General features: G+C 42.7%; 19 protein-coding genes and 2 pseudogenes. 9 read left to right on the forward strand and 12 right to left on the reverse strand.

The features are described 5' to 3' along the window. Positions 1-90 precede the first annotated feature (90 nt). On the forward strand, positions 91-345 hold the full coding sequence (locus tag JCM14108_RS08075) for a hypothetical protein (protein ID WP_035180034.1): 255 nt from the start codon (positions 91-93) through the stop codon (positions 343-345). A 531-nt stretch (positions 346-876) separates the two neighbouring features. On the opposite strand, the gene JCM14108_RS08080 is transcribed toward JCM14108_RS08075, so the two are convergent. The 4 genes and pseudogenes from JCM14108_RS08080 to JCM14108_RS15300 all read right to left on the reverse strand — a co-directional run bounded on the left by JCM14108_RS08080 (position 877) and on the right by JCM14108_RS15300 (position 3,045). Then, positions 877-1,875 (reverse strand): NAD(P)/FAD-dependent oxidoreductase, encoded by a 999-nt coding sequence (locus JCM14108_RS08080; RefSeq protein ID WP_035180035.1) that lies wholly within the window; start codon positions 1,873-1,875, stop codon positions 877-879. Between the two features lie 56 nt (positions 1,876-1,931). Then, a complete protein-coding gene (locus JCM14108_RS15290) occupies positions 1,932-2,258 on the reverse strand; it encodes a hypothetical protein (RefSeq protein WP_237745771.1) in 327 nt (108 codons plus the stop codon). 5 nt (positions 2,259-2,263) lie between these two features. Then, a pseudogene (locus JCM14108_RS16105) lies at positions 2,264-2,335 on the reverse strand (hypothetical protein); the annotation flags it as partial. Between the two features lie 50 nt (positions 2,336-2,385). Beyond that, positions 2,386-3,045: a hypothetical protein gene (locus JCM14108_RS15300; RefSeq protein WP_237745765.1), complete on the reverse strand. Its 660-nt coding sequence runs from the start codon at positions 3,043-3,045 to the stop codon at positions 2,386-2,388. A 225-nt stretch (positions 3,046-3,270) separates the two neighbouring features. On the opposite strand from JCM14108_RS15300, the gene JCM14108_RS08090 reads away from it, so the two are divergent. Continuing rightward, a complete protein-coding gene (locus tag JCM14108_RS08090; RefSeq protein ID WP_035180038.1) occupies positions 3,271-4,227 on the forward strand; it encodes a nucleoside hydrolase in 957 nt (318 codons plus the stop codon). Positions 4,228-4,370: 143 nt separating this feature from the next. On the opposite strand, the gene JCM14108_RS08095 is transcribed toward JCM14108_RS08090, so the two are convergent. Both JCM14108_RS08095 and spx read right to left on the reverse strand, forming a co-directional pair. Continuing rightward, positions 4,371-5,171 carry a Cof-type HAD-IIB family hydrolase gene (locus JCM14108_RS08095; RefSeq protein WP_035180079.1) on the reverse strand — a complete coding sequence of 267 codons (801 nt, stop codon included), beginning with the start codon at positions 5,169-5,171 and terminating at the stop codon, positions 4,371-4,373. Between the two features lie 248 nt (positions 5,172-5,419). Continuing rightward, complete coding sequence (gene spx, locus JCM14108_RS08100) at positions 5,420-5,815, reverse strand: transcriptional regulator Spx (protein WP_035180039.1); 396 nt, start codon at positions 5,813-5,815, stop codon at positions 5,420-5,422. Between the two features lie 189 nt (positions 5,816-6,004). Between spx and JCM14108_RS15305 the strand changes: the two genes are divergently transcribed. The 3 genes from JCM14108_RS15305 to JCM14108_RS08110 all read left to right on the forward strand — a co-directional run bounded on the left by JCM14108_RS15305 (position 6,005) and on the right by JCM14108_RS08110 (position 9,821). Beyond that, the gene (locus JCM14108_RS15305) at positions 6,005-7,039 is read left to right on the forward strand and encodes a cation:proton antiporter (RefSeq protein ID WP_237745766.1); all 1,035 of its coding nucleotides are present in this window, start codon (positions 6,005-6,007) and stop codon (positions 7,037-7,039) included. A 53-nt stretch (positions 7,040-7,092) separates the two neighbouring features. Then, positions 7,093-7,971 (forward strand): cation:proton antiporter, encoded by an 879-nt coding sequence (locus JCM14108_RS15310; protein WP_237745767.1) that lies wholly within the window; start codon positions 7,093-7,095, stop codon positions 7,969-7,971. Positions 7,972-8,264: 293 nt separating this feature from the next. Next, positions 8,265-9,821 carry a bifunctional metallophosphatase/5'-nucleotidase gene (locus JCM14108_RS08110; RefSeq protein WP_035180041.1) on the forward strand — a complete coding sequence of 519 codons (1,557 nt, stop codon included), beginning with the start codon at positions 8,265-8,267 and terminating at the stop codon, positions 9,819-9,821. Positions 9,822-9,957: 136 nt separating this feature from the next. Here JCM14108_RS08110 and rny read toward each other — a convergent pair whose 3' ends face one another. After that, positions 9,958-11,604 (reverse strand): ribonuclease Y, encoded by a 1,647-nt coding sequence (gene rny, locus JCM14108_RS08115; RefSeq protein WP_035180043.1) that lies wholly within the window; start codon positions 11,602-11,604, stop codon positions 9,958-9,960. 60 nt (positions 11,605-11,664) lie between these two features. Then, positions 11,665-12,609, reverse strand: a complete 945-nt coding sequence (locus JCM14108_RS08120) for an alpha/beta hydrolase (protein WP_035180046.1) — start codon at positions 12,607-12,609, stop codon at positions 11,665-11,667. Between the two features lie 266 nt (positions 12,610-12,875). On the opposite strand from JCM14108_RS08120, the gene JCM14108_RS08125 reads away from it, so the two are divergent. Continuing rightward, entirely contained in the window at positions 12,876-13,304 is a 429-nt protein-coding gene (locus tag JCM14108_RS08125) for a helix-turn-helix domain-containing protein (RefSeq protein ID WP_035180048.1), read from the forward strand. A gap of 214 nt (positions 13,305-13,518) precedes the next feature. Further along, positions 13,519-14,369: pseudogene (locus JCM14108_RS08130) on the forward strand (SAM-dependent methyltransferase). On the opposite strand, the gene JCM14108_RS08135 reads toward JCM14108_RS08130, so the two are convergent. Beyond that, positions 14,341-14,997 carry a methylated-DNA--[protein]-cysteine S-methyltransferase gene (locus JCM14108_RS08135; protein WP_237745768.1) on the reverse strand — a complete coding sequence of 219 codons (657 nt, stop codon included), beginning with the start codon at positions 14,995-14,997 and terminating at the stop codon, positions 14,341-14,343. The pseudogene JCM14108_RS08130 and the gene JCM14108_RS08135 overlap by 29 nt on opposite strands. A 68-nt stretch (positions 14,998-15,065) precedes the next feature. Here JCM14108_RS08135 and JCM14108_RS08140 point away from each other — a divergent pair, with 68 nt between their 5' ends. Both JCM14108_RS08140 and JCM14108_RS08145 read left to right on the forward strand, forming a co-directional pair. Then, positions 15,066-16,505 carry a DUF2252 domain-containing protein gene (locus JCM14108_RS08140; protein WP_191978544.1) on the forward strand — a complete coding sequence of 480 codons (1,440 nt, stop codon included), beginning with the start codon at positions 15,066-15,068 and terminating at the stop codon, positions 16,503-16,505. Continuing rightward, a complete protein-coding gene (locus tag JCM14108_RS08145; protein WP_035180050.1) occupies positions 16,498-16,836 on the forward strand; it encodes a DsrE family protein in 339 nt (112 codons plus the stop codon). Before JCM14108_RS08140 ends, JCM14108_RS08145 begins: the two co-directional genes overlap by 8 nt. 57 nt (positions 16,837-16,893) lie before the next feature. On the opposite strand, the gene JCM14108_RS08150 is transcribed toward JCM14108_RS08145, so the two are convergent. From JCM14108_RS08150 to JCM14108_RS08160, 3 genes are all read right to left on the reverse strand, one after another. Then, positions 16,894-17,550, reverse strand: coding sequence for an HAD hydrolase-like protein (locus tag JCM14108_RS08150; protein ID WP_035180051.1), 657 nt, complete (start codon positions 17,548-17,550; stop codon positions 16,894-16,896). A gap of 125 nt (positions 17,551-17,675) precedes the next feature. After that, positions 17,676-19,103, reverse strand: coding sequence for an arginine-ornithine antiporter (gene arcD, locus JCM14108_RS08155; protein WP_035180053.1), 1,428 nt, complete (start codon positions 19,101-19,103; stop codon positions 17,676-17,678). 137 nt (positions 19,104-19,240) lie between these two features. Further along, positions 19,241-19,933 carry a Crp/Fnr family transcriptional regulator gene (locus JCM14108_RS08160; RefSeq protein WP_035180055.1) on the reverse strand — a complete coding sequence of 231 codons (693 nt, stop codon included), beginning with the start codon at positions 19,931-19,933 and terminating at the stop codon, positions 19,241-19,243. Positions 19,934-19,985: the final 52 nt, after the last annotated feature.

A 19,985-nucleotide genomic window follows, 5' to 3' on the forward strand; every position in this document is an offset into this window, starting at 1 on the left:
AGTTATTATTATCAGTGTAATTAATTCTATCTTATTGATATAATTGAATTAGTAGAGATTAATTACTTGTATATTGGAGGCGACATCATTATGAAAGAAAAAAAGATTGCATTTTTATCTCTTTTAATAATAATGATCATTGTAATTGTTTGGAAAACGTTATTATTCACAAACGTATTCCCTGACACAAATATTTTGTTAGGGGTAGCCCCAGATATCTTAGGCGTTTTATCGATACTCATATTATTATATTTTCAAAGAAATATTCAATCTTCTGAAAAAGGTAATTTTCCAATGATCGGAGTATTAATGACAATCATTACGTGGATAACCATTTTAATTTAGCAAGGTTATAAAAAATAATTTGCAAAATTTCGGACAACTATTCGTATATACTTCTGCCATCTCAAAAGTATTCAATTTGTAAGTGCATCGCGCATTAATCTTATGATTATGCAGAACCTAGACCAGTTCTTCGGCTAATTTAGTCCTTATTGTTTCGCACACTGTTTAGGACTGCTGCGCTACCCCACAAACCTGCATGTAAGGGATTTATTTCAAAAACCCAGAGTCGGGGTTTCCGAAATAAACGCCTTACACTCCGGTTTATCCCGGGGTAGCTCCGCACACTATCCTAGGACTGCTGCGCAAAACACCACCACTCCACATAAGGGATCAAATCGAAAAATCCAAGCCCGGGATTTCCCGTTTTGACGCCTTATGCTCCGGATGCTAACCGTTTTGCTCCGCACACTGTTCTAGGACTGCTACACAAAGCAACGTTCTGCATATAAGAGATCAATTTGAAAAGCCCAAACCCAGGGCTTCCCAAATTGACGTCTTATACTCCGAACGTTAACCGCTTTGTTTCGCACACTACTTTTTATGCATTGCCGTGCTATGAAGCGGGCCCCTTCTATCCGGATACAGAGACTGCATCAATGCGTTAACGGCAATTGGGGCTTCCCCAAAGGCTGTCGCAATCAACGGTTCCTTTCCCTCATACTTGGAAACATCTCCAATTGCGAAAACATTTTCCAAATCCGTCAAACCGCTGGACTGTACCCGAATGGTTCCTCGGTTAACATCAGGATGGACATTCCAGGCATTCAATGCGTCGTCTTGGGCAATAAAACCATAATTCACAACAATTTTATCCACTTGAAGTTCAATCATGTCATCGGATTTCATTTTTTTAGCGCTAACAGCCACCCGGCCTCCGGCAATCGAACTTAACCCCTTAATCAGATATGGGGTCACCGTTTCAATGCTTGAATTTTTCAATTGATCTACGCTGTGCTCCATCGCCCGAAACTTATCCCGCCGGTGAAGCAGGTAAACTTTCTTGGCAACTTTTTCCAACAGAAGTGCTTCATCAATCGCCGAATCACCGCCACCGGCTACTAAAACCGTTTGATCTTTGAACTGATCAAGATTTTTCACGCTGTAAAATAAATTATGGCCTTCAAAATCGGCACTGTTGTCAACAGCCAACTTCCGCGGGTTAAAGGCACCAACTCCGGTCGCAATAATAATTCCCTTTGTTAGGGTGGTCTCCTGATTAGTGGTTATCTGATATCCGGCCGCATTTTTTTGGATATCGGTGACCGTTTGGTTCAATTTAACGGCTGTATCGACCGTTCTCAGCTGCCCTTCCAGTTGATTGATTAACTTCCTGGCTTTAATCTCAGGATAGCCGCCAACGTCCAAAATCGTCTTTTCCGGGTAAAGTGCGCTCACTTGACCACCCAACTCGGACAAACTTTCAATGATTTGAGCCCGGGCGTTTCTGAGGCCGGCATAAAAGCCGGCGAATATCCCTGCCGGACCGCCGCCAATAATGGTAATATCATAAATTGAATTTTCTGAAGCCATTTGCTTTCCTTCCTATCCTTAGGTTGATCGCACTGTCAACCGGTTTTGACGCGTTTTTAAGAACGCTTTTTTTGATTTCGTTTTTCCGGCTTTCGCTTTTTGGCTTTCCGAGCTTTAGGAACAATAATCCGTTGCCCCTGCAATGTTTTCACCTCACGAAGGCCGGCGTCAATCATTATATATATTAAGAACCAACCCACAATCACGTCAAGGATTTCCTGCATAATTGACACGTTCAAACCTGTATTGGGAATATCCCAATCCCAAAACGTGTGCAGCATAACGGCAATTAAAAAGAAAACGTAGAATTTAGGCTTTGTAAAAAAATCATGAATTGTAAACGGCCGCTTGCGGGCTTTTCCCAAAATAATGGCGCCACCCATGATGCAGCCCAAATTGTGTGCGTGCCAATTGCCTGAAAGCTCCTGGTAAAAATCGTCATCAAACCGTACTGACTCACGTACCCCGAACTTTCAAAGACTGAAAAACCGGCACCAACCGCCGCCCCTATCAGACACCGTTAAATATGTAATTCAGCTTATATGAATTGATGAACAAAATGACAACGATACACTTAGCCAGTTCCTCAACAATTCCCACGATCAAAGCTGATTCAATACTGACATCGGTCCGAATCGGCAGCATCAAATAAAACGTCATCGTCACCAGCAGCGACAAGATCCCGCCCACCAAAAAAGTGGTTAGGACTTGAAGAACAGAGATATTTTGATAAACGTTGATTTCAAAGAACATCATCATTAGCGAAAACGGTACGGCCAGCGATCCGATAAAAATCAAACCCGGAATTGCCTTGTTGCTTTGAAACAAAAACAACAGCAGCATCAGCATGGCAAAGCTGACTGTCAAAACCAAAAAAATTCTGGAGAAAAACCACGGTTTGACCGGTCGACTGGAGACTTTTTTCAAGCTGGGAGTGGTTGCCCGGGTCCCGACAATAAAGAGTCGATCGGCCTCATCCTTGCTATGGCGGCGGAACACTTCGGAAAACATCCGCGATAAATGAATTTCTACCGGATCATCCTGACTTTGTTCGCTAAGCCGTTTGGCAATACTATCATCTAAATTATCAAAATTATCATAATTTCGCCGGACACCTGTCCAAATCAACGAGAAAAAATGCCGACCTAAATTTTTACTTTCAAGTTTCAAAAATCATCATTCCCTAGAAGTATTACTCTTTAGCGTAACTTACAAGGTCATTAGATTCAAGTCACCAAACCTGTTAACCGATTTTTCGATTATTATCCTACCAACCTGATTTACCAATCAAAATTCTCAAAATTTTAATCAAAAATTGAGTTATTAACCATTTTCGGTTATCATTAGGTAAAGGGTTTTCATTCTTGATATTACAACATTATGGAGGTAGTTTTAATGGCCCAGAAAAAAATGATTCTTGATCTTGATACCGGTATTGACGACGCTATGGCAATTGCCTACGCGGTCGCTGATCCGGATGTCGATTTAATTGGCATCATCGGTTCATATGGTAACGTCTACGTTGAAGACGGCGTTCAAAATTCACTTAAAATTCTTGAATTGCTTGGTGCCACCGACGTCCCGGTTTATCAAGGACTGGCTCATTCATCAGAAAGCGACCACTTCGATCGAATGCCCGTCAGTGCTCAAATTCACGGTGAAAACGGGATTGGCGATGTCGATCTGCCAACACCTGCCAGAAAACCGGAAACCGGTGATGCCATTGATTTCTTCATCGATGCCGTTAAAAAGTACGGTAAGGACTTAATCCTGGTGCCAACCGGCCCGCTCACCAATCTGGACGCCGCAATCAAAAAAGCGCCGGAAATCGCCGACGAAATCGGTAACGTTACCTTAATGGGTGGCGCGGTAACCGTTCCGGGCAACGTCACTAACGTCGCTGAAGCCAATATCCAACAAGACGCTTCAGCCGCCAACAATGTCTTTCGAAAAGTTCCCCTAACCCAGGTTGGTTTGGACGTTACCTTAAGAACGTTGTTGACTAAAAAAGAAACTCAGCAATGGCGTGATTTAGGTACCAAATCCGGCCGGGCTTTCGCGGATATTGTCGATTACTATATCAAAGCTTACGAAGTAACCAGCCCCGACCTGCATGGCTGTGCGCTGCATGATCCATTTGCGGTTGGTGTTGCGATCAATCCGGACTTTGTTTCGACCATCAGCTTAAACATGTATGTCACAACTGACGAAAAGTATTACGGGCGAACCACCGGTGATCCTGCCCGACTCTCAGATCCAAATCCAAACGTTAAAGTAGCCGTTAATGCGGATGTCGACGCCTACTTAAAGGCCTTTATGTCCCATCTAACAGGGTTATTCCAACAAAACTAATCGTCTAATAATAATCTTCAAAATCATAAATGACACAATTTAATGTATTTCAACACTGCCATTACCGGCATAAATTGAAATACAGCTAAATTGTGTCATTTACTTTATTAATCATTATTAAATTAATGCCGACATTTATGAGCCTACCGAATCGAAAAAAAACTCTTCAAGTAGTTACCGACACCGTCATCATCATTGTTGCCGGCGATCGCACTGCTGATTGCCCGGATTTCTTCCGTACCATTCTCCATTGCGACACCCAATTGCGCGTGAACCAGCATTCCCAGATCATTTTGAGAATCACCGAATGCCATTAGATTTGAAAAATTCCAACCAAAGTGTTTCAACAGTGCTTTCAAACCGACCGTTTTATCCATCTTGGGCGCCAAGAACTCCATAATTTGCGGTTGTGAACGGACAATGTGATATCTGCGGGCAAGCTTTGCGGGAATATCCTTACTGAAATTATCCAGCAAACTCGGGTTATCACACACGATTCCCTTGGAATACAGCTTATCTGTTCCAAGATTGGCGAAAGTACTTGAAGTAAACTTAATATTGCCTTTAAACTGCTCCTGATACTTTGATTTTTTTAAATCCGAAATCGAATAAACCTGCTCAAAATCCAAAAGATCAAGCGGCGCGTAAACCTCATCGGCAAACCGATATAACGGCTCAAAATCCGTTTTGGCCATTCCTGACTTAAATAATTCGGCTTTATCGGCATTATGAACAACCAACGCGCCGTTAAATGTAATTGTATAATCATTTTCGGTTGTCAGGCCCAATTGTTTAATATACGGCCAAATGGCGTTGATTGGCCGCCCCGTGCACAAGACCACTTTAATACCGTCCTGATGAATTTGTTTCAATATTTTTTCATTCTTTTTGGAAATGGTCTTGTCACTCGTTAACAGTGTCCCGTCCAAATCCAATGCAACCATCTTAATCACTGATAGTGTCCCCCTCTGTTGATTATAAAATCATTCATAATAAGTAAATGATCTAAAAAATCCTTTTGATTATATCTTACAAAGAACTTTTTAAAATTACTAGATTTAGTTACACAATTGTTCCGGATAAATTTGTAAAGAATGCGATTCCAACCTTAATTTCACAAGCAAAAAAGAAGCCGGTGTACTTAAATACCCCGGCTTCCGGATTTATCCGTATAACTCAAATGTTATTTTGATTAACTAATTTGCGATTCAAGTTCCCGAAGTTCCGCTTCACGCACACTGCGCGGCAGGAATCTTCTGATTTCTTCTTCATTAAAACCAACCTCAAGTCGATGGTCGTCAAAAATGATTGGTCGTTTAATCAAGTCCGGGTACTTAACCAATAAATCAATTAGTTGAGATACCGAAAGATTATCAATATCCAAATTCAACTTCTTATAGATATTGGACCTTGTAGAAATGATGTCTTCGCTACCATTTTCGGTTAAACGCAGGATTTGTTTTACCTCATCGGCATTTAGAGGGTTGGAATTAATATTCCGTTCCTTAAAAGCAATGTTGTGGCCTTTCAACCATGCACGTGCTTTTCTGCTCGATGCACTACTCTGTGCGACATATAGATTTAACATTACAATCCCCCCTAGTTTGTAACAGAAATGAAACTGAAATACATCCTTCACGTAATATATTAGCACAGTGAAACATTTTGTCAATACCATTACTTACTTTTTGTAAATGAATTTGTGAATTTTACAGACGTGCAACTTACTAAATTTTCGTTATAATAAAACCATTCCAAATATATCGGGGGATTTTTTATGGACGCTTTTTATCTGGTCGCACTTTTAATTGTCGCAACCATCGTTTCCAATATGATTTACACTGTTTTTCCAAAAATACCACTGACTTTTTATCAAATTGGCTGCGGTTTTCTACTAACGCTGCTACCAATTTTCAGAAATTATTCACTTTATCCTGAATTTTTCATGGTGGGGATTATCGCGCCGTTAATGTTTAATGACGGTCGCAATACCAACGTTTCCCATCTGGGACATGCCTTCGGTCTGGTTATCTCCATGGCTGTTTATCTGGCTATCTTCACCGCAACTGCCATTGGTATCTTCGCCCATACGATGATGACGTTAATTCCTTTAAGCCTGTGTTTCGCGCTGGCCGCGATTGTCACGCCAACCGACTCATTGGCATTTTCATCCATTACCGAAAATGTCCAGCTGCCGGAAAACGTCGCCGGTACCTTGGAAAGCGAGTCACTCTTCAATGATGCTTCCGGAATCGTTGTGTTTAACTTGGCCTTATCATCCTTTTTGACCGGGCAATTTTCATTTTCAAAGGGACTCGTTAACTTTCTCATCAGTTTTTTCGGCGGCCTTTTAATCGGTCTGATTGCCGGATTGATTTTTGTTAAACTGCAAACCTTTTTAGTCAACAAATCCATGGATACAACCAGCGTTATCGTCCCATTTAGTTTGATGACCCCATTCGCGATTTACCTGCTTTCCGAGCATTTGGGATGTTCCGGTATTCTGGCGGTTGTCGCTGCCGGTATCGTATATGGGTTGAATCAAAGTCGGCTAAAACTGACAACCACCAATGTCCGCCTGGTCACCGGCGCTACTTGGGCTATTGTCAGCAACCTCCTTAACGGCATCGTTTTCGTTTTACTTGGTGTGACGCTGCCCACCGTTATTTCAAATATCATACCACTATCAACCACACTGATACTCGAACTCGGCGGTTTAGCCCTGGCAATTTATTTGTTAATGGGGTTGATTCGGTTTTGCTGGGCCAAATTTAATTTCGTTAAACTTCATCGTAAGAAGCACCCAGCCTAAAAGAAGCTTTTCTGATCGCCATTGGCGGCGTTCACGGCACCATCACGCTCTCAATGGCGCTTTCACTGCCATTAAGCTTTTCGGGACATGCCTTTCCCTATCGAAATCAGCTTATCTTTGTCGCAGCAATCGTCATTTTATTGAGTTTAATTGTTCCGGCATTGATTCTGCCACAAATTCTGCCAACAAAAACCAATGGTGACCAGGCTTCCTTTAACCACTATCGGACTGAAATGGTTAATTACAGTATCGCCAAAATCAAGGCGCAGGAAAGTATCCCCCTAGCTGACAGAAACTACGTCATTGACATGCTGGCAAGTCAAAAACAGGGTCAAAATGCCGATAAAGAACAAATAAATACCATCTTGAACCAGACACGGAAAGTTGAAATCGATGCCATTACCAACCTGCTGGCAGCCGGAAAAATCCCCCAAAGCGTTGCCAACCGAATTTCCCGCAGAATGGTGATGACACCGGACAGGCGCGGTAGTTTCCTAACCAAATTACGCTTTTTGTTTCGCGTTCGCTTCCCAAGCCGCAAGACCAGACGGATAAAACGCAACGTTCAATCAGTTGCCGACAGGTTCGATCCTGATTTAAATTCAAAATTAGCCGAACAGAAAAAAGCCGTTCGAAAATTACTGGAAGAAACAATCTACAAACAAGTTAACGCTTATCTGGACGATATCGAAACCGGAGAAAACACCACCGCTGTTGCATTTGTCAGAAACGGTTATAATTTTCGACATGCCAGACTCGATACTAACGATAATTCGGACGATTTAAGAAACCAATTGTTAATCCAGGCCTTTCAGTACGAATACTCCTACGTGGCAACCGCCTTCAAAAATCAACAAATCTCTCGTAGCCTTTCAGATCAGCTGAATCAAAGCATAACCACCGATCAGATGTTTTATATGGAGCAAGAGTGAGGACTGCTCCACATAAGGGACCAAATCGAAAAATCCAAGCCCGGGATTTCCCGCTTTGGCGCCTTATGCTCCGGGTGCTACCCGTTTTGCTCCGCACACTATCCTAGGACCGCTACACAAAGCAACGTTCTGCATATAAGGGATCGGTTCAAAAAATCCAAACCCGGGATTTCCCGAACCGACGCCTTATACTCCGAGCGTTAACCGCTTTGTTTCGCGCACTATCCTTGTTTACAAAGTGCTGTCAATTGATTATACTTGACGGTATACATTGTGTTTGCAGGTGAAAAATAATGAAAATTACCCTCTTAGCGACCAGTGATACACACGGCTTTATTGAACCCACCAATTACGTGGATTCAAACGTTAACAAGCCTTTTGGTCTGAAAAAAGCAAGTTCGACAATTAAACGATATATCCGTCAACACCAGGATGAACAGGTTATTCTGGTTGATAATGGGGATTTTCTTCAAGGCTCACCAATGGCGGACTACGCTGCCAAAAGAGCCGATGAAAGCGATAAAGCATCGTTTATTAGCGCTTACAATCAAGTTGGTTACCAGATTGGCAGTATTGGCAATCACGAATTTGATTACGGGTTGGATTATCTCAATTTTGTGATAAATCATTCAACCCGTCAATTTGTGTGTGCAAATATTGTTGATCGCGACAATGAACCAATGCTGACCAATCCCTATACAATCTTGAACGTGGGCGGCATTAAAATCGGCTTCTTGGGTCTTACCACAACCAGCACCAAAAAATGGAAAAACGTCAACGCGTTAAATGACTTTAATCTCATCTCCGAACTAACTGCGTGCAAGCGTTATATTCCAGAATTACGCGAAAAAGCCGATCTTGTCATTGTCGTTTATCACGGCGGCTTTGAACGGGATCACACCGGCAACTGGAATGACATCAACCCCGGCGAAAATCGCGGTTATGATATTCTGAAAAACATTAAAGGTATTGATGGCCTGATTTCTGGTCATCAGCACCGAAAAATTGCCAGTGAACTCTTTAAAGTGCCAATCATTCAGCCCGGTTCCCGCGGTGAGTTTGTCGGCAAAATTTCTTTCGAGATTTCCAATACAACTAAACAGGTCACCCGTTACACTTCAGAGCTGTTAAGCGTGGCTGACAATCAACCCGATAAAACTATTGCCAAACAAATTGCGCCATTATCAAGTCATCTACAATACTGGCTGGATAAACCACTATCGCATATTGATGGTGATTTAACCTTTAATGACCCGTTTCATGCCCGGATCAAAGAATCCGCTTTTATTGAATTTATTCAAAAAGTGCAAATGGCCAAGATGGGTACAGATATTTCGGCAACCGCCCTCTATAATAACGAGGCCCACGGATTCGAAAGTCCAATCACCATGAGAAATATTATTACAAACTATGTTTATCCAAATACGCTGGTTAAATCGAGAATTTCCGGTGCGGATCTGCGAGCGGCTTTGGAAGTAACCGCCAAATATTTTGACGTCAAACATGGCGAAGTTGTTGTCAATGAACACTTTATGTTTCCTAAAGAACGTTTTTACAATTACGATATGTATGAGGGTATTGAATATACCTTAAACATTGCCCGGCCAATCGGTCAACGCGTTACCAGATTAAAATACCATGGTCGGGATGTCACCGACGACCAAGTCTTATTTGTCACCCTAAACCGTTATCGGGCAAGCGGTGGCGGCCACTATCCCATGTATACGAAAGACAAAATCGTTGCTTCCTGTGACATGACCATTAGTCAAATCATTTTGGAATACTTACAAAAGCACCCCTTAATCAAAGCAACCAACAATCACAATTTTAAAATTGAAGCCAAAGACTGATTTATGCTTTGATATTTGCTATCTTAATCATTATTCTGATACTTAAAAAGCAACCTGATGAAATGATCCTAAAATCGATCATCTCAAAGGTTGCTTTTTTAAATTTAACATTGAATTTTATCTTTCAAATCAACGTTTAGACACGTTTTCTTGGCCGTTTAACCTTCCGCTTATGGGGCTTTTTGCGAGATTGGCCAACCCTGCCTCGGCCAACCTTCTGCTTTTCCATTCCCACAACAGTTACCGCCTTAAAGTCCCGGATTGCGGTTACTTTAATTTTACCGGGATAGGTTAATTCATCTTCAATTTGGTTTTTCACCTGATCAGCCAACTCGGCGTTCTGCTGATCATTAATTTTTCTTGGATCAACCATAATTCGAATCTCACGGCCGGCTTGAATCGCATAGCTTTCCTTAACGCCCGGCTTACTGCTGGCAATTCGCTCAAGGCTCTTCAATCGGTTGATATACTCTTCAACTGATTCGCTTCGAGCACCCGGTCGGCCGCCGGAAATAGAATCTCCAGCCGCGACCAAACGAGCAATCGGTGTTGTTACTTCAACGTCTCCATGATGGGAAGCAATTGCGTTAATTACTTGCGGACTTTCATTAAACGTTTCAGCAATCTTTACCCCCAATTCAACGTGGGTCCCGTTAATTTCCCGATCAATTGCCTTTCCGATATCATGTAATAAGCCGGCCCGTTTAGCTATTCGAACATTTAATCCCAGCTCAGCCGCTAACAAACCTGCAATATCAGCCACTTCAATCGAGTGGTTCAAGACATTTTGCCCATAACTGGTTCGATATTTTAAGCGGCCGACAATTTTGATTAAATCGGGATGCATCCAACCAATATGAAGCGAGCCGACAGCCCGCTCACCGGTCTTGCGGACATCGTTCATGACATCCGTTTCTGCCACCTCAACCTGCCGTTCAATTGACTGAGCATTAATTTGTTTTGAAACGGTTAAATTGGTAATCGCCAGCTTGGCAACTTCCCGCCTGATCGGATCCGCGGTAACAATATGAAGCGTCGCCCGGTCATTCGGATCAAATACCAGATTGGTCCCGGTCAACGTTTCAATATACCGGATATTTTGACCATCACGGCCTAATAGTTTTTTCTTGGTACTGTTATCATAAATCTGGACAACGTGTTCGGTACGTTCCCGCGGCACATCGACCGGTCCCCGCTGAATTGCGTCAACCGCCATAATCTTGGCAATCTTAGGTGCATTAACTGCTGCTTCATCTTGTTGATAACGCAGTTCAATATCTTCTTCCCGGGCTAATTCCTGCTTTAATCGGCTTATAACCTGATCCTTAGCCTGCTCGGAAGTCATACCACCGTTTGCTTCAAGTGTTGCAACCCGCTTTTTAGCCAACTCATCAGCCTGCTGGTGCAGTGTGTTGATTGACTGCTTTAAATCAGCCAATTTGGCACTTTGACCTGCCAGATCTGCGTGAATCTGATCAAGCCTGGCAGCCGTCTGCTTTAAACCGGCTTCCCGCTGGTTGATTCTCACCTCACGAGTAGCATTATCCGCTTGATAACTGTCAAGCTCCTCTTCAATCGATTCTTTATAATCAGAAGTTTGCTGATTGGCTGTTTCATTAATCTTTTCAGCATCATCCTGTGCTTTAACCTTGGCCCGCTCAAGTAGCTTAGCTGCCGTTTGCCGAGCTTGATCGACCTTTGCCGCATACCGGCGTTTCTGTAGGAAAACGCCGCTGCCGGCGCTGACAACACAGACAATAATTCCTAAAATAACGTAGAGCAAGGAGCAACCCTCCTTTCTAAATCAGCTCGTTTCATCTTTAAGTCTAACATATTCTTTTATTTATTTGATGTACCGGTTCAAAAACTTCCTAACCGTATCGGTATATAGCTTGGGATGGTTTTGATAGGACCTGGCATGGCCCTTGCCCGGAACAATCAACAATTCCTTTGGCCCCTTATCCGCCTTATATAACGGATAAACCATTCGGGTTGGTACAAAATGATCGTGAGCACCGTGAATAAACAACATTGGCCGTTTATTCTTTTTTACCTGGTTCAACGCGCTGGCCTCTTTAAATGTATAACCATTTTTGACCCGGTTAATACCACTTACAATTTCAACCAATGGAAACTTCGGTAAATGATACAGCTGTTTGGCCTGATACGTAATCTCGCTTTCGACATCGGTATAACCGCAGTCCTCAATGTAGGCTTTAACCTGCTTGGGAACGTTCTTTACACCACTCACCATCATTGTCGTGGCGCCACCCATACTCGTGCCGAAAACAACGATTTGAGAATCCGCACCTTTTCTGCTAATTACCTTTTTAATCCATTTAACATAGTCCAACCGATCCGGCCAGCCATAGCCAATGTAATTTCCCTGACTATCACCGTGACCTCGTGCGTCCGGCAACAGGACATTATAGCCCAGATTATGAAACATGTAGGCATATTGAAACATCTTATCTTTATCACTCATAAAGCCGTGAGCTACTACCGCCGTCTTATTCGTTGGTTTGTCGGCCGCAATGTAATTAGCATCCAGCTTTAAATGCCGGGTTGCTGACATCTCGTGCCATCGCTGCTTGGGAACCCGCTGATACCATTGATGCGCCGGATATAGCGGACTCGCCGGTTTGATCTTCTGTGACTTACTCAGAAATGACTTGGGCGCGGGAACAACCGCTACCTTGTAAAAATAAAGGCCGGCACCAAACAATCCCGCCGCCACGACCGTCACAAGCGAAGCACAGGCAATTAAAATTTTGGTTCGTTTTTTCATGCGTAAATTACCCACCATTAATACTTTAATTATTTTATGACCTACTTATTGTACGCCATGTTGGTTGATGAATGCTAGTCGGGTTGTTTAATTGTTCTTAGGACAGCTACGCTAATCATAAACCTGCTTGTAAGGGATAAATCTTAAAAATCCAAGCCCGGGATTTCCCGCATCAATGTCTCATACTCCGGATGCTAACCGCTTGGGCGCACACACTTATACAAATTGCAGTATAATAATAAGTAACGAATAGGACGGTGATAATCATGTTTCCAGAACGACTAAGAGCATTGCGGCGGGGAAAACACCTCACCCTCCCACAACTGGCACAATTACTTAACCAACAGTTTCCAACTGACGAAGAACATCAAAATACACCTTCGCAAATTGGAAACTGGGAACGCGGCGTTCGAACGCCCTCATACGTAGAGGTGCAAAAACTGGCCTCATTTTTTAACGTCACCATGGACTACTTAACCGGCCTTACTGAAAACAGTACTTATGATTTGGCACGTTTATTTATTTCGGATAAATCACTTCAGTTTAATGGTCAAAGTCTGGATTCTTCAGACAGATACGAAATTTATCAGCTGATTTCCGGCTATATTCATGGCAAGACCGGCCGGCCACAACCGCCAACTCCAACGATGAAACAAGAAGAGCTGGATCTGGGAATGGATAAAAATAACAAATAACCGCACCTATCTAATCATCAAAAAGATGCTGACAAAAGTTGAAATTGTAAAGCCAACCCACGCAATTGCACAAAAAGCAATGTGCGCTTTATTTTTTTGAATAATCGCAAAAAATAGTCCCACCAGTAAAATCACCCAAATGGCGAAAATTTTTTGAGTAAATGTCATGAACTAATCAACCCTCGAATCTATAATACTTAATTTAGGAGTCAATATGCTAACCAATAAACAAAAAAAGAAACTTTTGAAAAATCGAAATCATCGAAAAATATCGGCTGAAAGCAGCTATATCACGCAAATGAAACGTTACCGTGAATTGTTTTCCGACTTTCCCGACATTAAGTTTTTAATTAATAATGTACTCGAAAGCGATCATCTTATCAAGTCCAAATTATTACCGCAGGAACTCCCGGAATTGCTTTTGCCTGACAATAGCCAGGATCTGATTTTTAAAAAAATCAATCAGGAATTTGACCAGGGGGACCCGGCCGGCGATCAACTCTGGAATCAACTGACGGACGCCCTGCCCAAACTGGACAAAGCGCTTCGCTCCTATCGGGACTACCTGGAAAAACAATACGGGATGTGGGCTTATATTTCAGGACCGTTTATTAAAAGTCTGGCGGCCTACATTGGCGACAGCCCGGTTTTGGAAGTCATGGCCGGTAACGGTTACATCTCAAAGGGGCTTCGGGACCTTGGCCTAACCGTGTATCCCACCGACAGCCTCGAGTGGGTCACAGAAAACCAGACCGGAAAACACCAAGTCACCCAAATTGAAAAGCTGGATGCCGTCTCAGCAATCAACAAGTATCAGTCAAAAGTTAAATTCGTTATTATGAGCTGGGCGCCTGATAAAGGAACCGCAGATGTAGCCGTTCTCGAGGCAATTCGAAAAGCCGATAACGATCTCAAACTGATCGTCATCGGCGAAAAAAACGGTGCTACCAATTCAAAAGCCTTTTGGCAGAAAGCCATATCATCGAGCCGGAAGCTGCCAAAAAGTTAAATGCCCATCATCAACCCTTTGACCTGATTAAAGATCAGGTTTACCTAGTTGACTGAAACGCGGTAATGGTAACTTTTTAATTAACGGTTCTTTTTCAAAGGGGGCTTTCTCAAATTCGAGGAGAGCCTTTTTAGTTTCACTACCGCCCCGATAATCACCAATCTCACCGTTTGAGCGAATGACCCGGTGGCAGGGAACCACAATTAAAAACGGGTTCTTGGCAACCGCACTGGCAACTGCTCGAATTGCTTTGGGCCTGCCAATTGATTCTGCCAATTCTTTATAAGTAATTGTTTTTCCGTAAGGCACTTTACCAAGTGCAGTCAGCACTTGGCGCTCCAATTCATTGTGAATATCACTAAAATCAAGTGGGACATCAAAGTCCCGCCGCTTCTTGTCAAAATATTCTTTAAATTCTTCAAGATAGCTGTTAGTCACATCTTCATCATACATGAACTGGTATTGATATCGATTTTTAGGATAAAAATCAAAAATTTCGGAAATATGTCGATGGGGGCTGGAAACGAAATTCAGCCCCTTATCCGTAACGGTAAAGTAAAATACCTGATGATTAATTTCAACACTTTCCCAATAAATTTTTTCATAAGTAAAATCTCCAAATAATTCATTAAAATCATTGTAACACAGCCTTCGCTTCAATAAGCGCCAGAAGCAGGCCGACACTTTTCTTGACTGCTAACAGGCACTCAGCCACAATAAAGCCAAACACGCGAAAGGAAGGCAAACACTTAATGCAAAACAAGCAGATTTTAGGCTCTTCAACCGATGCTACAACACTCAGATACGATTTAAGTGAAATTCGGATTAGCAAAACAATTAGTGAGTTAATTGAAATTGGACACAATCGCCGTGACAAAGTTCCTTTTGAGCGATTGGCCAAATTTACCCCTGTCGACAGAGATGTGGTTGCCGGCATTGAACACGTTGAGCGTAAATTAATTTCGGAATTATTGCCACTTCGACATAAGCGTTTGGCTGCTTCGCCCTTTTCCTTTTTCCGAGGCACCGATGAACTAATGGCTTACGATCTTTCGCACCAGGCCTCTTCAAACATCCCGGTTGTTATCTCTGGAGACGCCCACATTGGTAACTTCGGTTTTTACGCCTCACCGGAACGCAAACTGCTTTTTGACTTAAATGATTTTGATGAATCAACAATCGGCTCCTGGGATTGGGATATTCGACGGTTACTTGTCAGTATCATTCTGGTGGGTGAACAGTTGGGGCTGCCCCACGATAAAATTTCTGAAATCGAAAAAGCCGCTGTTGAGACCTATCAGGAAATCCTGAGTCAATGTTTTGATGAGCATAGCGCCTTGGAAAGATATTATTTTTCAACAGAAGTTGAAAGCTTTTTAAAAGCCGAAGCCAAAGGCAACTCCCTTCCCAAACTTTGGGAAAAAATTAGGCGAAGTGCCGTTTCCAGAGATTCTGAAAAAGTGGTTAAAAAGTTCACAACCATGGACGATCGCGGTCATCTTGTTTTCAAAGAGAATCCGCCCAAAACCGTCCATGTATCACAAAAGCGGTATGCGCAAATTGCAGCCCACATTCAAAAATATCTTCAAACTGTCAGTCCGGATGTTGCGGTGCTGCTGTCCCAATTTCACATTAGTGACATTGTTCGTCACAGTGTTGGCGTTGGTAGTTTCGGAACTCGTTGCTACCTGGTCTTATTTACAGCGATTGATGGCAGTCACTTGGTTCTCCAGATTAAAGAGGCCTTGCAGACCCGCCGCTTCCAAGGATTTGATGTCACCACCCAGTACAGCCAAAGCGGCCCGGATAATGGTGAACGGATTATTACCTGCCAACAGGTGCTGCAGCGAGCCTCTGATCCATTCCTGGGCTTCTATCATAACGATGATAACAATCGCAGTTTCTATGTCCGCCAGTTCTGGGACATGAAGGAATCCGTCAATCTTGAAAAGATGGATGAAGATGATTTTGCCAATTACGCCAAAATTTGCGCCCTACTGCTTGCTCGTGGGCACGCCCAAAGCCCCACTGCCGGTATTGTCCATGGTTATGTCGGTAAAAAGAAAAAACTGGTTAAAAGTCTGGTTGGCTGGGCAAATGATTATGCTGACCAAGTGCATAAGGATTACAGATTATTTAAAGAAGCTTTTGATACCGGTCGATTAGCCAAGGAGGAAAATATCGATGCATAAAGTTGTTTTTCATATCGATGAAGTTGAAAAATGGTCTCACACAATGGGTAATATTAAGAATTTACTTGATTACGGTCGCCAACAGGACGAATCCTATCAAATTGTTGTTTTAGTTAACGGTGACGGCATTATGGGCTATTTGATGTCCGTTGGTAAACAAGCCGTTAAAAACCTCAGTGCGATGTCCGTGCGCTTCCATGCCTGTCAAAATGCTATGGGCAGCCACGGTATTCAAGCAACCGACCTGCCGGACAATGTTAACATTGTTCCAGCCGGCGTCGCCGATTTAATTACATTACAGGAACAAGGCTATGCCTACATCAAGCCCTAACAAACAAAAGCAGGCAACCGACAAAAAAATCTGCCGATCGCTGCTTTTTTAAATTTCTTATCCGACCAATTGTGCAACGCCCCGATGAATTTCATTCGGTCGATCAACAATCGCACTTGCGTGAGCTGCTGAGAGTTCGGGTACATCACCAAATCCATATGTCACGCCGAGTGTTTTAACGTGATTTTCAAAACCACCAAGCATATCGGTATTTCGATCACCGATCATAACACTATCAGCCTGCTTAGCCCCTGTTTGCTTTAACGCATATTCTAAAATTGCGGTTTTAGTTATTCGAGTTCTTTCATCACTGGTAGCACCATACTCACCATCAAAGTAATGGTTCAGCTTAAAATGATCGTTAATCCGATTAATCATTACTTCCGGTTTGGCGGACGCAATATGAAGATGATAGCCGGCCGCTTTTAAAGCACTTAGTTCTTCCAAAATTCCCGGATAGATTTTTAGTTGAAAGATCCCTTCACTCTGATAATATTCCTGATAATATTTAAGGGCGTTAAAAACATCATCATCGGCGAGGTCGGGATAAAAATCACGAATCGACGTTACCAATGCCGGTCCAATAAACTGACGGTACTGATCATCAGTCAACTTGGGTAAACGCATTTTTTCAATAAAATATTTGATTGATTTAACGATTCCTTGTTCCGAATCAGCGATGGTCCCATCAAAGTCAAAGAATAAATGTTTCATTAATTTTTCTCACTTTCGTATAAGTCTGTATTTCCCTATCTTACCGGGAATGCCAAAAAATGCAAGCGCAAAAAATCGGGCAGCCAATTTGGTCACCCGATTTTTGAATACTTATTTTTTGCGCTTTAAAAAGTAATCTTACCGACAATCAAGCCATAAATGGTATAGATGGCCGCAATGACAATCAGAATAGCAACTGCCATTTCAATTGGGCCAAATACTTTATCTGCCTTATTATCACGCTTCTGCAAAATCCAATAAACCGGAATCCCGGCCGCAAACAACAACGACATCAGAAGCAGAAAATTACTACCAGCTGCGAATAACAACCAGCAGGCATAGATGCTTGAAATAATTCCAATTGTTACGTTTCTCGTTCGACCACTGGTGTGATCCTCATTAACCGAGTATTTTAATTGATAAAACGCTGAGAACGCATACGGAATCAAAATAGCCGCACTGGCAATCGAATAAAAGAAGTTATAAGCCGAAGCTGTGATCAAATAACTGAACATAAACAGCTCCACACAGACATTGGTTACCGTCAAAGATGTTACCGGCGCACCGTTTTTATTTTCTTTGGCAAACAATTTGGGGAACGTCCCCTCCTTGGCAGCCTCATAAGGCAGCTGACCGGCAAACATTGTCCATGACAGCCAGGCGCCAACAACTGAAATAATCAAGCCGAGGTTAACAACCATCGACCCCCATTTACCAACCAGGCTTTCCAGCAAGTCGGCCATCGCGGGTTGGCTTAAATGTGATAGTCCGGCTCTGCTCATAACGCCAAATGACAATAACGTTACCAACATATAGATCAAAATAACCGTAATGATTCCGAGAACCGTTGCTTTACCAACATCGGAACGTTTTCGAGCCCGACCGGAAAAGACGACCGCACCTTCAATACCAATAAACACCCAAACTGTTACCAGCATCGTACTTTTAGCCTGTTTCATGACATCCCCAAACTGGAAATTGCCACTCGGCGTGAACCAGAAGTCACTGGTAAACATATTCAACTTAAAGGCAAACAACACAATAATCAAGAACAGAAAAATCGGAATTAACTTGGCAATTGTAATAATTGTATTCACAAACGAAGCTGATTCAATTCCTCGTAAAATCATAAAGTGACAAGCCCACAAAATAACCGACGCCGCTAAGATGGACCAAATATTTTGACCATCACCAAAAATTGGCAGGAAATATGCCACCGCACTCATCAACAGCGTCGCATAGCCGACGTTGCCCAGCCATGCGGACAGCCAGTATCCCCAAGCAGAGTTAAAGCCCATGTACTTGCCAAATCCCGCTTCGGCATAACTGTAAACACCGGCATCCAAATCCGGTCGCTTCATCGTTAAATTTTGAAAGGTTAAGGCCAACATGACCATTCCAATTGCGGTAATAACCCAGCCGATAATAATCGCACCGGCGCCGGCGCCAACCGCCATATCATGCATTAACTTAAAGACGCCACCGCCGATAATCGAACCAACAACCAGGCCGATCAACTCGAGCAATCCCAACTTACCATCATGCTCTTTCATCGCTGTCACTCCCTTACGCAAATAATTTTTAATTCTTCCCCTTGGTACTGATATAATTGCAAAACCGGTGCAGTTGGCGATAGCAGTAGGTGAGTTTTGGTGTTAACCGCTTTGCTCCGCACACTTTCTTAGGACTGCTAGTTTCGCGCACTAAAAATTTTAAAATACTTGCGGCTATACTGAATCTTTCCTTCCGCAACCAGCTGCTGCACCATCAGACTGGTTGTTTCCCTGGTCGTTCCGCTTACCTTGGACAACTCGATTAGTGTCATGGGGTATGGAATCACGACCGTGCCATCTTCCTGCTCATCACCGATTTGCTGACCCAGAAACCAAATTGCATTTTGAACCCGACACTTTGCACTTGTCGTTACCATTCGCTGCAACTGCGTCTCCGTTGTGTTAATAATCGAACTCATTTCACGAATCGCATTCACCATCATCTCGGGATTGGCCCGCAACAAGTCTTCATAAAGTTTCATGGGAATAATGGCAATTTTAACCGCCGTCATTGTTTCCACGCTATAAGCATAATCTTCATCTTCAAACAGACCGATGTATGGAAACGCTTTGTTGGCTCGAATATAGAGGTAGAGCTGTTCATCCCCGTTTTCGTCTAAATGAAACGATTTGGCAACGCCACTAATTAAGAAGTAATAGTTTCGCCGTGGATCTCCCTGGTCAAACAAAACCTGCCCTCTATGAAAAGATTTAATTGTAGCCGCTGAAATAATTCGGTCCAAATCGTCATTATCAAGCGGGCTGAACTCTGGGTGAAGCCGCATTTTTGACCGATACAGTTGGTAATCACCTTTATTGTTTAATATCATTATTTTTCCACTCCAAAAATGGTTAGATAATTAACTCGTCAATAAAAGTGTA

Origin of the sequence: Lentilactobacillus farraginis DSM 18382 = JCM 14108 (assembly GCF_000583655.1) — a bacterium.
Taxonomy (GTDB): domain Bacteria; phylum Bacillota; class Bacilli; order Lactobacillales; family Lactobacillaceae; genus Lentilactobacillus; species Lentilactobacillus farraginis.